The following is a 14,515-nucleotide window of genomic DNA, read 5'->3' as shown; positions in this document are numbered from 1 at the left end:
CGCGAGAGCGGCGGGATCACACTGCGGTGAACCGCCACTGCTGGTTGGCGGCGCTGTGGCAGGTCCACTGCAACAGCCGGGCGCCGTCGGCGGTGGATGCGCCGTTGACGTCCACGCAGAGCCCGCTCAGGACGTTGCGCACCGTGTACACGCCGGAGGTTCCGGTCGCGGTAGCGGTGAACTTCTGCTGGTTGCCGTTGTTGCAGGTGGCCTGCTGGAGGAAGGCACCCGCCGTGGTGGAGCTGCCGATCACCTCGACGCACTTGCCGCTGTGCACCGCCTTGAGGTAGAGCGCACCGTTACCGGCGTCGACTGCCTGCCACCTCTGGTTGTTGCCACCGGTGGCCGCCCACTGGTTGATCTGGGCGCCGTCGGCGGTGGAGACCCCGCTGACGTCCATCAGCTTGCCGCTGTGCTGCGCGGTGACCGTGTAGGTCTTGCCAGCCAGGCCGGTGCCGGTGCCGGTGCCGGGGGTTCCGACGCCGTTGCCGCCGAAGGTGTGCGAGTCCAGGTCGAACCAGTTGTTGCCGCTGCCCTTGAACACCATGTAGAGCGTCTGCGTCCCACTGCTGGCGGCGACGCTCACCGGTGCCGTGGACTGGTAGTTGTCCCAGCCACCGGTGGCGGGAACCGACGTGGTGGCCAGCAGCGTTCCGGTGGGTGAGCCGGAGCGCAGCTCGATGGTGCCACCGCCCGACGGCGACGACAGCCGGTAGCTGACCGTCGAGATGCCGGACAGGCTCATCGGGCTGAACGCGATCCAGTCGTTGTTGGAGATGTCACCGACGCGCTTGGTGCTCTCCGCGGCGGCCTGGTCGACGACCCGGATGCCGGACTGGCTGCTGAAGTACTCGGACTGCTTGTGTTTCGGTTGCAGAATCGCCTGGGCGGTGCCGGTGAGCGGGGCCGCCCCGCCCGCGCCGCCGCTGTCGGTGTACCGCGCGTTCAGCACATAGAACAGGTTGGCGCCGTCGGGGTGCCCGCCGAGCAGGTCGGTGGAGATGGTCCCCGAGCAGCCCGGGTACTCGGTGGTCTCGTGCGCGTGGTCGTCGTGACCCAGTGCCGGGTTGAGGAACACCTTCGAGCAGTCGACAGTGCCGCCGTCCGGGTCGGTCACTGTGATCTGGTACGGCACCTTGTCACCGAAGGTCAGCATGCCCCCGTTCGGTGGAGTGGTGATGGTGAGCACCGGGGCGCTGTTGCCGACGGTGATCTGGACGTTGGCGAAGCCTGTCTTGCCGGTGTTGTCGGTGACCTTCAACTGCGCGGTGTAGTTGCCGTTGGCGGTGTAGACCTTCGACGGGTTGGCAGCGGTGGAGGTGGTGCCGTCGCCGAACGTCCACTGGTAGCTCAGCGTGTTGCCCGGGTCCGGGTCGGCCGTGCCGGCGCTGCTGAACTGGACGGTGAGTGGTGCGCTACCGCTGGTGGGTGTGCCGGTGGCCTTGGCGATCGGTGACCGACCGCCCTGGATGTAGTCGATCCGGTAGAGCCCGGAGTCGCTGTTGCCACCACCGAAGTTGGTGCCCCACTCCAGCAGGTACAGCGAACCGTCCTTGCCGAATTCCATGTCCATCGGCTTGTTGAACCGGGTGTTGGGCAGGAACGGGTTGGTGCGGGTCACCGCCGAGGAGGAGTCGAAGTGCACCTCCTTGACGTAGTTGCGCGCCCACTCGTAGAAGAAGTGCACGCCGTCGTAGTAGGGCGGGAACTTCGTCTGGGACGGGTTCGACGCGTCGTACCGGTAGATCGGCCCGCCCATCGGCGCCGAGCCGCCGGAGCCCAGCTCCGGGAAGGTCGGTGAGGCGCCGTAGCCGTACCAGATGTTGGGTGCCACGACCGGCTTGAGGCTGGTCAGGCCGGTGTTGTTGGGCGAGTTGTTGACCGGCGCGTTGCAGTTGAACTTCGCGCCGACCACGCCGGTGTCCGGGTTGAACGGCGCGTACGGCTGGTTGTCACCGTGGCAGAACGGCCAGCCGTAGTTGCCGGCCTGCTTGATCACGTTGAGCTCGACCAGGCCCTCGGGCCCTCGGTTGGTGGTGGGCGGGTTGCGGTCCGGTCCGTAGTCGGCGAGGTAGACCCAGCCGTTGGCCGGGTCGATCGAGAAGCGGAACGGGTTGCGGAAGCCCATCGCGTAGATTTCCGGCTTGGTCTGCGCGGTGCCCTGCGGGTAGAGGTTGCCCGACGGGATGGTGTAGCCACCGCTGGTCGAGGGCCGGATGCGCAGCAGCTTGCCCCGCAGGTCGTTGGTGTTACCGGCGCTGCGCGCGGCGTCCAGGTTGGACTTGCCCGAGCGCCAGTCCAGCGGGGCGTAGCCCTGCCAGTTGGGGTCGAGGTTCGGGGGCGTGTCGTCGCCGGTGCCGATGTAGAGGTTGCCGTCCGGGCCGAACTTGATGTACCCGCCGGTGTGGCCGGGCTCGGGGAAGGTCCGGTCCCGGTACGCCGGGATGTCGATGATCGTCACACCGCTGGACGTGTTCAACGTGTCACCGCTGACCGTGTAACGGGAGACCCGGTTGACGTCGGTGCTGCTGCTCGCCGGCGAGTGGTACAGGTAGATGTACCCGTTGCTGGCGAAGTTGGGGTCCAGCGCCATGCCGGTGAGGCCGTCCTCGCCGCCGGTGTAGACGCTGAGCGTGCCGGCGGTCACCGTGCTGTTGGTGGAGGGCTTGAAGATCTTCACCTGGCCGCCGCGCTGGACGTAGAAGACCCGGCCGTCCGGTGCCACACCCATCGCCATCGGGTCGACTGTGTTGTCGTCGAGGGTGCGCTTCTCGAAGTTGCCCCAGACGGTGCCGCCGCAGTCACCGGCGAGGTTGCCGGCCGCCCACTTGACACCACCGAGGACGTGGTTCTGGAAATTCGTCTCGCTGTAGGAGCCGATCGCGTGGCCCATCGCGGTGGCCCACACCCGCCCGCCGGCGGCGTTACGACACCAGGAGATCGGGTGGTCCGGCCCCATCGCCCGTGATCCCGGGTTGTAGGTGCGCTCGTCGGCGGTCACCAGCACGTGCACGTTGCCGCGCGGGTTGGCGTCGAAGTTGTACCACTCCTCGCTGCGGGTCCACCGATCCGGCAGGCTGGACGTCGACGGGTGCTTCTTGTCGGCGACGATGGCGGTGCCCTGTAGTACGCCGGGGGAGTGCTCGGGCATGTGGGCGCCACCGTTGATGGTCTGGTCCCACCACGGGTATTCGCCCTCGATGCCCATGTCGGTGGCGTTGTGGATGGCGACGATGCCCTTGCCGCTGGCGAGGTAGCCCTCCACCGCCTGGCGCTGGGCCGCCGAGGTCCAGACCATGCCGGAGGTCTGGAACATGATGATGACGTCGAAGGTCGCCAGGTTGCTGGCGGTGAAGACGCTGGAGTCCTCGGTCGCCACCACCTCGAAGTTGTTCGCGGCGGCCTGCTGTTGGATCATGCTGATCCCGGCCGGGATCGAGTCGTGGCGGTAGCCGGTGGTCTTGGTGAACAGCAGGGCCCGGAAGGCCGGGGCCGCCGACGCGGGTGGGGCGAGTCCGAGCGCCAGTAACAAACCGGCGATCACTGATATGAGCAGTGTGTTGCGACGCATGGCGTCTCCTAGGTTGGACGGGCAACTCCGGTAGCGACCACGGGCCCCGCAGCACGTCAGGTTGTGCCTGGACGCGTGCGACGGCACGAGGGTGGTGGTCGGTCCTCGTGCCGCTCGCCGAAGACGGCAGTCAGACCCGTGGGACGTCACCCAGCGTGATGGTGGCTGAGGGCTTCGTCCGGTGATCCACGGGGTCAGGATGAGCTACAAATAGATGACTGTCAATCAAAGAAGCAAACGTCCGACGTCGCGCCCGGATGACGACGGCCGTGATCGACTCCCTCGCTGCGGCGTCGCTGCCGCTCAAGCTGCGGCCCTGGCAATCAGCCCCGGTCGAGGATTGCGGACCTCAATCCAAACATCTATCTTCATACGTGTGATGTTTCCTCGATGTCAAGGGAATGTTCGCACCATAAGAACGTAAGCATCCGTCGATGGCTACGAAAGTTCGATGCCCAGGGCCTCGAAGTCGCCGTAGAGTTTCATCGAACCTTGTTGATGACTACTGTCTGTGAGGGCTTTCGGGATGTCAGATCCGCCGCCGACGCCACTTCTCACCCTTCGGGGCATCGGCAAGTCCTTCCTCGGCGTACGTGTTCTCGACGGCATCGACCTCGACGTCGCCCCGGGCGAGGTCCACGCCGTCGTCGGTGAGAACGGCGCCGGGAAGTCGACTCTCATGAAAATCGTCTCCGGTGGCTACAGCCCGGACGAGGGCACCGTCGAGTTCGCCGGTGCCACGCGTAGCTTCCGCGGCCCGCGCGACGCGCAGCGGGCCGGCGTCGGCATCATCCACCAGGAGTTCAACCTCCTACCGGAGCGCACCGTCGCGGAGAACGTCTACCTGGGGCACGAGCCGGTCCGCCGCGGCTTGGTCGACCGCCGGGGCATGCTGGAGCGCACCCGGCAGCTGCTCGCCTCGATCGGCGAGACCACGTTGCCGGCCGACGCCCGGGTGGGGCAGCTCGGTGTCGCCCAGCAGCAGGTCGTCGAGATCGCCAAGGCGCTGGCCCTGGACGCGCAGCTGCTGATCATGGACGAGCCCACCGCGGCGCTGGCCGACCACGAGGTCGAGCTGCTCTACGGGCTGGTGCGCCGACTCCAGGAGCGGGGCATCGGGCTGTTGTACGTCTCGCACCGGCTCGCCGAGGTCTTCGACCTGTCCGGTCGGATCACCGTTCTCAAGGACGGCCGTCGAGTCACGACGGTGGCCACCGCCGACACCACCGGCGACGAGCTGGTGCGGCACATGGTCGGCCGGGAACTGTCCAGCTACTACCCCGACCGGGCGGCCCCCGAGGACCGGGGCCCGGTGCGGCTCAACCTTCGCGACGCGGGAAACCGGAAGCTGCGGGACGTCAACCTCCAGTTGCGCGCCGGCGAGGTGCTCGGCATCGGCGGTCTGCAGGGCTCCGGGCGTTCGGCGCTGGCCCGTGCCATCTTCGGGGTGTCGCCGTTCACGACCGGCGACGTCACGCTCGACGACCGGCCGGTCCGACTGCGCTCACCCCGCACCGCGATGCGGGCCGGCATCGCCTACGTCACCGAGGACCGCAAGGGCGAGGGGATCGTCCCCCGGCAGTCGGTGCTCGACAACGCGCTGCTCGCCAGCCGGGCCGTCTTCGCCGCCCGCTCCGGCCGGGCCGCGAGGACCGCCCGGGTACGCGAGTTGCTGGCCGCCGTGGAGATCCGCGGCGCCGGTGACGACCAGGAGATCCGCTTCCTGTCCGGCGGCAACCAGCAGAAGGTCGTGCTGGCCCGATGGCTCGCGCTCAACCCGCGGATCCTGCTCTTCGACGAGCCGACCCGGGGCATCGACGTGGGCGCGAAGTCAGCCATCCACGACCTCGTCCGCCGCCTCGCCCGTGACGGCGCGGCCGTGCTGATGATCTCGTCCGATCTACCGGAGCTGCTGGGGATGAGCGACCGGATCGTCGTCATGCGGGACGGCCACGTCGCGGGCGAGCTGCCCGCCGGCGCGACCGAGGAGGAGGTCGTCGCGTTGGCGGTCGGCGCCGTGCGGGAGCCGGCCCAGTGAGCGCGAGGAGTGAGCCGGGTTTGCGAGCCCCGCAGTCGCGAACCGAGGTGGCCCAGTGAGCGCTCTGTCGTTGCTGCCGGCCCGGCGTTCAGTGCCGGGCGTGTTCGTGGCCCTGACCCTGACCCTGACGATCGGCTGGCTGGTCGTCCTGCTCGACGGCGGTCAGCTCTTCAACCAGTCCACCACCGTGAGTCTGCTGCATGTCGCCGCCGGCCTGGGGCTGGTAGCGGTGGGTCAGACCCTGGTCATCCTGGGCGGTTCGCTCGACCTCTCGGTGGCGTACGTGATCAGCCTCAGCACCCTCGTCGCGGCCGAGACGATGAACGGCAGCGACGGTGCGGTGCTGCCGGCGATCGGCCTGGTGCTCGTCGTCAGCGCCGGCGTCGGGCTGCTCAACGGGATCCTCGTCACCAGGTTCCGGGTCAACGCGTTCATCGCGACGCTCGGGGTCGGGTTGCTGCTCAAGGGCTACCTGGACAACGGCTACGACGGTCCGGCCGGTACGACAGCACCCGCACTCGTGCAGGCGCTCGGCTACCAGCGTGTCGGGCCGGTCCCGGTGTCGTTCCTGCTGTTGGTAGCCGTCACCGCGGCGGCCTGGTTCGCGCTGTCGCGGACCCGCTTCGGCCATCACCTGGTCGCTGTCGGCGGGGATCCGGAGGTGGCGCGGCTCTCCGGTGTCCGCAACGACCGGGTCCTCGTCACCGCCCACGTCCTGTGTTCGATGTGCGCGGGGCTCGCCGGCATCTATCTCGCCAGTCGGCTCGGCTCGGGTGCCCCCCGGGTCGGCACCGAGGGTCTCTACGACCTGGAGTCGATCGCCGCGGTGGTGATCGGCGGGACCGCTCTCGCCGGTGGGCGCGGCGGCGTCGTCGGCACTGTCGGCGGCGTGCTGCTGCTGGCCAGCATCGACGCCATCTTCAACCAGCTTGAGGTCGACGCCTTCTTCAAGCAGGTGATCCGGGGCGTCATCATCATCGCCGCGGTCGCCGTCTACGCCCGCAGGGCCATGCGAAAGGCGGCCTAGTCATGCAGACCGTCCAACCCCGTTCCCTGCCGCTGCGGTTGCCGCGGGTGCGTCCCGGTGGTGTCCTGCCGATCCTCGCGATTCTCGCGGTGTTGGTGGTGCTGGTCGGCATCCGGCAGCCCGACTTCCTGGCCCCGCCGTCGCTGATGTCGTTCCTGGGGCGGTCGGCGCCGATCATCCTGCTCGCCGCCGGTCAGTACTTCGTGATCGTCTCCGGTGAGTTCGATCTCTCGGTCGGGTCCCTGGTCACCGCGCAGGTGGTGGTAGCAGCCCGACTGATCGACAGCGATCCGGCGCGTACCTGGCCGGTGGTGCTGCTCCTGCTCGCCTTCGGAGCGCTTGTCGGGTTGGTCAACGGCCTGGTCACGACCCGGCTGCGGGTGCCGTCGTTCATCACCACGCTCGGCATGTTCCTGATCCTCGTGGGCGCTGTGTACCTGTGGTCCGACGGCGCTCCGAAGGGTGGGCTCTCCGAGGAGTTCCGGCGGTTCGGCCGGCGGGCCTTCGAGGACGTTCCGCTGCTGGGCCGGGTGCCGTACGCGCTGGTGGTCCTTGTGGTCCTGGCGGTGGCGGCAGTGCTGCTGATGCGGTCGGACTTCGGTCGGACGCTGGTCGCCGTCGGCGACAACCCGCGCACCGCCGAGCTGAGCGGGGTACGGGTGTGGCGTACCCGGACCTTCGCTTTCATCCTCAGCGGTCTGGCCGCGGCGGTGGCGGCGATCCTCCTGGGTGGCTACAGCGGCGTGTCGTTCCAGGCCGGCAACGGCCTGGAGTTCGGTGCGATCACCGCGGTCGTCCTCGGTGGGGTGGCGCTCGGCGGAGGTCGCGGCGCTGTCGTCGGGGCGATGCTCGGCGCGCTGACCCTCGAACTGCTGTTCGCTCTCATGAATTTCTACGGCGTCTCCGGCGCCCTCAGGTCGACCGTCCAGGGCGCGATCATCCTGCTCGCCGTGGCGGTCTCGGCAACGCGTTCTTCGTCCAGATAAGGGGAAACCATAGTGCGACGTTCCATGGCGGCCATTGCCGCTGTCACCCTGCTGTCCCTTGCCGCCTGTGCCACCGACGAGCCGGCCGCGAGCCCGTCGGGGAGTGCGTCCGCCGCCACTGGTTCCGGCACCGGGGACCAGTCGAAGTTCTTCGTGCAGGCCGACTACGACGCCGAGTTGGCGCTGCTCGACGCGGCACCGACGGGCCCGGCCGACAAGCCGTGGGAGCAGGTGCTCAACCCGACGATGGTCGACACGGCCAAGTTCAAGAAGAACGGCCCGCACAAGATCTGCTTCTCGAACGCTGCCCTGAACAACCCGTGGCGTCAGGTCGGGTTCAAGACGATGCAGGCCGAGGTCGAGGCGCAGAAGAGCCGCATCAAGGAGTTCGTGCACGTCGACGCCGAGGGCAAGGACCAGAAGCAGATCGCGGACATCAACGACCTGCTCGGCAAGGGTTGCGACGCGCTCATCGTCTCGCCGAACACCACCGCCACGCTCACCCCGGCCGTCGAGGCGGCCTGCAAGGCGGGGTTGCCGGTCGTCGTCTTCGACCGTGGGGTCAACACGAAGTGCCCGGTGACGTTCATCAACCCCATCGGCGGTTACGGGTTCGGCCATGTCGGCGCCGAGTTCGTCAGCCAGAAGATGAAGCCCGGCGGCAAGGTCCTCGCCCTGCGGATCCTGCCCGGCGTCGACGTCCTGGAGACCCGCTGGTCGGCGGCGAAGGTGGCGTTCGACAAGGCGAAGGTCGACGTCGTGGGCGTCGAGTTCACCGACGGTGACCCGGCCAAGACCAAGAAGATCGTCGACGACTACATCCAGCGGTACGGCACGATCGACGGGGTCTGGATGGACGCCGGAGCGACGGCCGTCGCGGCGGTCGAGGCGTTCCAGGACGCGGGCAAGCCCGTTCCGCCGATGAACGGCGAGGACCAGCTCGACTTCCTGAAGATCTGGAAGGACAAGAACCTCACCGCGATCGCACCGACCTACCCGACCTACCAGTGGCGGACGCCGATTCTGGCGGTGCTGCAGATCCTCGACGGCAAGCAGGTGTCCAGCCCGTGGAAGCTGCCACAGCCGACCGTCACGCAGGACAACCTCGACAAGTATCTCGACCCGAGCATGCCGCCCCTGCACTACGCGATGTGCGGCTGCACCGACCTGCCCGGCTACCCGCAGCGCTGGAAGTAGGGTCCGATGTACGCCATCGGCGTCAACCCCTGGGTCTGGGCCTCGCCGGTCGACGACAAGGCCCTGGCCGAGCTGATTCCGCGGATCGCCGAGTTCGGCTTCGACGCCGTCGAGTTGCCGATCGAGCAGCCCGGTGACTGGGACCCGATCCGTACCCGGGACCTGTTGGCGGCGCACGGCCTCGTGGCCGCCGGTGTCTGCGCGGTCACCCCGCCGGGGCGGGAACTGGTCGACGCCGCGCCAGCGGTGGTCGAGTCGACGGTGGCGTACCTCATGGGCTGCGTGGCGAGCGCGGCGGCCGTCGGCGCTGGATGCGTCGGCGGCCCCGCGTACGCCTCGGTCGGCCGCATCTGGCGGATGTCGCCAGCGGCCCGCGCGGCCTGCTACGCGGATTTCCGGCGCAACCTGGCGCCGGTGGCCGAGCGGGCCGGCGAGTTGGGCGTGAGTATCGGCGTCGAGGCGTTGAACCGCTACGAGACGAGCGTCGTCAACACCGTCGAACAGACCGTCGAGTTGATCGACGGGTTACCGTCCAACGTCGGCATCATGATCGACACGTACCACATGAACATCGAGGAGGCCGACCCCTACGCGGCCCTCGCCGTCGCCGGCCGGCACATCAAGCACGTCCAGGTCAGCGGCACCAACCGGGGCGCGCCCGGTGCTGACCACTTCGACTGGCCCCGCTTCTTCACCGTCCTGCGGGACACCGGCTACCAGGGCGCTGTCTGCATCGAGTCGTTCACGGCGGAGAACGAGACCATCGCCACCGCCGCGGCGATCTGGCGGCCGTTGGCCCCCTCGCAGGACCGTCTCGCCACGGACGGCCTGCGCTATCTCCGGGAGATCCTCGGGTAGCCGCCGCCCCCTCCTACCAGCCACGCCTCCCGCCCGTCGAGGCGTTCCGTCCCCATGCCCTCCGCACGTCAGGAGCACCGTCCCATGTCCTCTTCTCCTCCGCTGCGCCGGCTGCTGGCCGGCGCCGCCGCGACGGCGGTGACCGCAGTGGTCGCCGTGACCGTCGCGGCGTCCCCGGCCGTCGCGGCCACCACCACCCTGTACGCGTCGCCCTCCGGTGCCGGCACCACCTGCTCCGCCAGCCAGCCGTGTTCGCTGACCGGCGCCCAGACCGCGGTCCGGGCGATCAACAGTGCGATGTCCGGTGACATCGTGGTGGAGTTGGCCAACGGCACGTACCGGCTCTCGTCGCCGCTGCGGTTCACCGCCGCCGACTCGGGCAACAACGGCTACCAGGTGATCTGGCGGGCGGCCGCCGGCGCGCGTCCGACGATCACCGGCGCGCGGGCGGTCACCGGTTGGTCGCTCGTCGACTCCGGCAAGAACATCTGGCGGGCCAGCGTTCCCGCCGGTCTCGATTCCCGCCAGCTCTACGTCAACGGGGCTGTCGCCACGCGGGCGCGTACCGCGGTGAACCGCTCCGACTTCACCTTCACCACGTCCGGAATGCGGTTCACCAACAGCGCCCTCAGCTACCTCAACAACCTGGGCAACCAGAACCGCGTCGAGGTGGAGAGCGTCGGTTCGTTCACCGACCGTTACTCGCCCGTGCAGAGCATCAGCGGGAACTTCCTGACGATGCAGCAGCCCGCGTGGAACAACAACACCTTCGGGTTCGACACCCTCTCCAGCCCGCACCGCGCCGGGCCGTTCTACCTGACCAACGCGTACGAGTTCCTGGACTCAGCGGGGGAGTGGTATCTCAACCCGAGCAACGGCCAGCTCAACTACATCCCGCTCGCCGGGCAGAACATGAGTTCGGTCAGCGTCGAGCTGCCGCAGTTGCAGTCACTGGTCAACGTCGGGGGCAGCTACGACGCGCCGGCGCACCACATCTCGTTCAGCGGCATCACCTTCACCGGCACCAGCTGGCTCGGCCCCAGCAGCAGCAACGGCTTCGCCGACCAGCAGACCGGCGCCCACATCACCGGCACCTGGTCCCGCCCGTCCGACGCGCTGACCTCCTGCCAGGCCGGCTGCCCCCAGTTCGAGGCCACCCGACCGAACTGGAACCAGATGCCCGCCGCCGTGCAGGTCTCCGCCGCCAACACCATCACCTTCAGCGACTCCCAGTTCGTCAACCTCGGGCAGACGGCGATCGGCATCGGCAACGACGCCAACGCCCACGCCAGCGGGGTCGGCCTGGGGGCCAGCAACATCACCGTCACCCGCTCCGAGATCGCCCGCAACTCCGCCGGTGGCATCGTGGTCGGCGGTGTGCGGGCCGACGCCCACCACCCGAGCGACCAGCGGATGGTCAACCGCAACATCACCATCAGCAACAACCGGGTGCACGACCTCGGCCTGGAGTACCGCGGTGTGGTGTCGATCCTGACCACCTACGTGAACACGGCACTGGTCTCGCACAACGAGGTCTACAACATGCCGTACACCGGTCTGTCGGTCGGCTACGGCTGGGGAGCCAACGACGCCGGCGGCAGCCAGCACTACGCGAACCGCGGGCTGTACAACTACCAGCCCCGCTACACGACGGCGACCACCGCGGCCAACAACCAGGTGATCGGCAACTACGTGCACGACGTGATGCAGCAGATGACCGACGGCGGGTGCATCTACACGCTGTCGGCGAACCCGGGCGGGACCATCAACGAGAACTACTGCCTGCGGACCAACGGCTGGTTCGGGCTCTACTTCGACGAGGGTTCCCGCTACTACACCGCCCGCAACAACGTGTTCTCCTCCACCGGTACCTGGGCCACCGCCAACTACTGGTACGCGGAGAACATGGGCAACTTCACCGTCACCAACAACTGGTCGACGAACAACAGCACGAACGTGACCAACGGCGACCGCGGTAACGTCGTCAACGGCAACGTCACTGTCACCGGAGGCAGTTGGCCGTCGGGTGCGCAGACGGTGATCAACGCGGCCGGCGTGCAGAGCGGCGGCAGCACCAACCCGCAGAACGTGCAGATCGTGGGCGTCCAGTCGGGCCGGTGCGCGGAGATCGGCGGGTCGAGCACCACGAACGGCACGCAGGCCCAGCTCTGGGACTGCATCAGCGGGGCCACCAACCAGCGGTGGACCCACACGGCCAGCCGGCAGCTCATGGTGTACGGCACCAAGTGCCTGGACGCCTCCGGCCAGGGCACCAGCAACGGCACCACAGTGGTGATCTGGGACTGCAACGGCCAGGCCAACCAGCAGTGGAACGTCAACGCCAACGGCACGATCACCGGCGTGCAGTCGGGTCTCTGCCTGGACGCCAACGGCGCCGGGACGGCGAACGGCACGAAGTTGATTCTCTGGTCCTGCAACGGCGGCACGAACCAGCAGTGGCAGCTGCGCAGCTGACCTGCCAGCTGGGCACCGACGGGTCCGGGCCGGGGCGACACGCCTCGGCCCGGACCTGTCCGGTCTACTGCCCGACCGTCGCCCTCGCCGTGTCCACTGTCAGCCCGGTCGCGGCCCGGTAGCGGACCGGGATCGGGTCGGTGATCTCCCCGACGAACGTGTCGTCGACGTGGTCGAGGAAGCCGATGAGGGACCAGTCGTCGGCGGGTCCGTGGACCAGCCGGGGCGCGTACAGGTGCGGGTGGGTGAACGGCTGGGCGGACGCGATGTCCCACGGCCCGAGGGTGCTCTCGCCGGTCGCCACCCAGATCCGGTGGTCGTCGCGCCGGGCGCTGCCGGTGGCGTCGGTGGAGAACAGCAGCAGCGGTTGCCCGTCGAGGACCGCGACCTGGGGCACCTCGAGGTGACCGAAACCGGCGGGGGTCGACAGGGGTGGTCGCACCGTCCAGGTCAGCAGGTCGGTGGAGGTGGCGTGGCCGACGACGCCACGGGTGTTCGCCGGCCCGGTGTTGGCGCGGGCGGTGATGAGCATGTGCCAGCCCTGGCCGTGCGGGTCGGGGAACACCCACGGGTCACGCCAGGCCTGCTCGTACCACAGGTCCGTGTCCAGCAGCTCGTACCAGGTGGGGTCGGCCTGGACGATCGGTTCGTTGCCGTGCCGGTGCCAGGTCATCAGGTCGTCGGAGACGGCCAGCCCGATGCGTTGGACGAGCCCGTCCTCGGCGCGACCGACACCGGTGTAGAACAGGTACCACAGTCCGTCCGGCCCGCGCACTGTGCAGCCCGTCCAGGTCGCCAGGTCGTCCCAGCCGGGCGGGTCGGCGGGGACCAGGGCGTCGGCGACCAGCCGCCACGAGCGCAGGTCCGTCGAGACGGCGTGGCCGATCGTGGCCCGGCGGTGGCGGCGGTGCGGGTCGTGCAGGGCACGGGACGCGCGCAGGAAGAACACGTGCCAGAGGCCGTTGTCGTCCCGCGCGTACCAGCTGTCCCACACCCAGTGGTCGGGTAGACGAAGCATGGTCGGAAACCTAGCACTAAACCGTTTTAGCGTCGGCCCAGGCTGCCGCGGCGGTGCGGCCGTGGGCCCGTTGGTCAGCCGGCCGGGGGCGCGAGGGACCGGCGTCGGCGCAGCGGCATCGCCACCAGCGCGGGCTCGGCGACGCCGCCGTCCAGGAGCAGTTCGACAGCACGCCGCCCCATCTGCTCGTGCGGCAGGGCCGTGGTGGCCAGACTGGGCCGCAACCAGGCGGCGATCGGGTCGTCGTCGAACGAGATGACCGAGATGTCCTCCGGGACGGTCAGCCCCGCCTCGCCGAGCGCCTGGTAGGCGCCGAAGGCCAACCGGTCGTTCATGCAGATGACCGCGCTGGGGCGCTTCGGCCTGCTCAACAGGCCGCGCATGGCGGCGTACCCGTGCTCGGGCAACCACTCGGTGCAGAAGCACTCGGCCAGCAGGCTGACGTCCGCCTCGTCCAGGGTCTGCCGGATGCCGTGCAGCCGGGCGCTGGCGGCGAGCGAGACCTCCGGGTCGTCCTCCTTGAGCCGGTTGCGGCCGATGAGCGCGATCGCGTCGCGGTGGCCGAGCTCCAGCAGGGCGGCGGCGACGGAGCGGCCGGCCCCCTCGTCGTCGGGGACCACGCTGGGCAGACCGTCGGGGCTGGTGGCGTTGAGCAGCACCACCGGTCCGCCGAGGATGGCCGCGGGCACCGAAAGCCGTCGGGTCGCCATCGCCGCGTAGATCACCCCGTCGACCTGTCGGTCCAGGACGGCCTCGATGGCGTACTGCTCGAAGGTGGCGTCGCCCTGCGTCTCGGTGATGAGCAGGACGTGGTCGCGTTCGCGGGCCGCGTCGAGAGCGCCACGGATGAGGTCACCGGCGAACCGGGTGGTGGCCACGATGTCGGAGACGAACGCGATGGTGGCCGTCTTGCGGGTGCGCAGGCTGCGCGCGGCGAGGTTGGGCCGGTAGCCCAGCTCCTCGGCGGCGGCGAACACCCGCTGGTGCGCCTCGGCCGAGAGTCGGGTGCCCTCCCTGCCGTTGAGCACCATCGACGCGGCGGTCTTGGACAGCCCGGCTCTGCGCGCGACGTCGGCGAGTGTTGCTCTGTTGCGGCCCATCAGTCCTCCGAATCAGGCGCGGTGCCGCAGGCACCGCTCCCGCCCATCATGATGCGTCGCCGCCCAGGATCCAGCGCCGGTCGTGTCGGTGCGGTGTGAACCCGACGTTTCCGCACCGTTGCCAAGTTGTCCTTGACAGCTTCCCGTGCCACGCGCATGCTCTGCTAAATCAGTTTAGCGACCACTTCTGGTGCATCCAGAGGCGCCTTCGGTGGCCGTGCCGGCTTCTTTTCCGCTGACGGTAC

General features: G+C 68.9%; 9 protein-coding genes. 6 read left to right on the top strand and 3 right to left on the bottom strand.

Annotated elements, in window-relative coordinates:
• Positions 1-16: 16 nt before the first annotated feature.
• Entirely contained in the window at positions 17-3,544 is a 3,528-nt protein-coding gene (locus KBX26_RS14785; RefSeq protein ID WP_307857818.1) for a ThuA domain-containing protein, read from the bottom strand.
• A gap of 553 nt (positions 3,545-4,097) precedes the next feature.
• Here KBX26_RS14785 and KBX26_RS14780 point away from each other — a divergent pair.
• The 6 genes from KBX26_RS14780 (at position 4,098) to KBX26_RS14755 (ending at position 12,152) form a co-directional block, all read left to right on the top strand.
• On the top strand, positions 4,098-5,609 hold the full coding sequence (locus KBX26_RS14780) for a sugar ABC transporter ATP-binding protein (RefSeq protein WP_210865642.1): 1,512 nt from the start codon (positions 4,098-4,100) through the stop codon (positions 5,607-5,609).
• A gap of 55 nt (positions 5,610-5,664) precedes the next feature.
• The gene (locus KBX26_RS14775; RefSeq protein ID WP_210865641.1) at positions 5,665-6,636 is read left to right on the top strand and encodes an ABC transporter permease; all 972 of its coding nucleotides are present in this window, start codon (positions 5,665-5,667) and stop codon (positions 6,634-6,636) included.
• A 2-nt stretch (positions 6,637-6,638) separates the two neighbouring features.
• Entirely contained in the window at positions 6,639-7,622 is a 984-nt protein-coding gene (locus tag KBX26_RS14770; protein ID WP_030333866.1) for an ABC transporter permease, read from the top strand.
• A gap of 12 nt (positions 7,623-7,634) precedes the next feature.
• Positions 7,635-8,819: an ABC transporter substrate-binding protein gene (locus KBX26_RS14765; protein WP_307857817.1), complete on the top strand. Its 1,185-nt coding sequence runs from the start codon at positions 7,635-7,637 to the stop codon at positions 8,817-8,819.
• 6 nt (positions 8,820-8,825) lie between these two features.
• A complete protein-coding gene (locus KBX26_RS14760) occupies positions 8,826-9,677 on the top strand; it encodes a sugar phosphate isomerase/epimerase (protein WP_210858550.1) in 852 nt (283 codons plus the stop codon).
• A gap of 84 nt (positions 9,678-9,761) precedes the next feature.
• Positions 9,762-12,152, top strand: coding sequence for an RICIN domain-containing protein (locus KBX26_RS14755; RefSeq protein WP_210858548.1), 2,391 nt, complete (start codon positions 9,762-9,764; stop codon positions 12,150-12,152).
• Between the two features lie 64 nt (positions 12,153-12,216).
• Here KBX26_RS14755 and KBX26_RS14750 read toward each other — a convergent pair whose 3' ends face one another.
• Together KBX26_RS14750 and KBX26_RS14745 are read right to left on the bottom strand one after the other, a co-directional pair.
• A complete protein-coding gene (locus KBX26_RS14750) occupies positions 12,217-13,248 on the bottom strand; it encodes a family 43 glycosylhydrolase (protein ID WP_282102205.1) in 1,032 nt (343 codons plus the stop codon).
• A complete protein-coding gene (locus KBX26_RS14745; protein ID WP_210865640.1) occupies positions 13,245-14,270 on the bottom strand; it encodes a LacI family DNA-binding transcriptional regulator in 1,026 nt (341 codons plus the stop codon). Before KBX26_RS14745 ends, KBX26_RS14750 begins: the two co-directional genes overlap by 4 nt.
• Positions 14,271-14,515: the final 245 nt, after the last annotated feature.

Origin of the sequence: Micromonospora sp. C97 (assembly GCF_018070385.1) — a bacterium.
Classification (GTDB): domain Bacteria; phylum Actinomycetota; class Actinomycetes; order Mycobacteriales; family Micromonosporaceae; genus Micromonospora; species Micromonospora parva.
The sequence above is the reverse complement of the archived record's forward strand: the minus strand, read 5'-3'. Positions and strand labels throughout refer to the sequence as shown.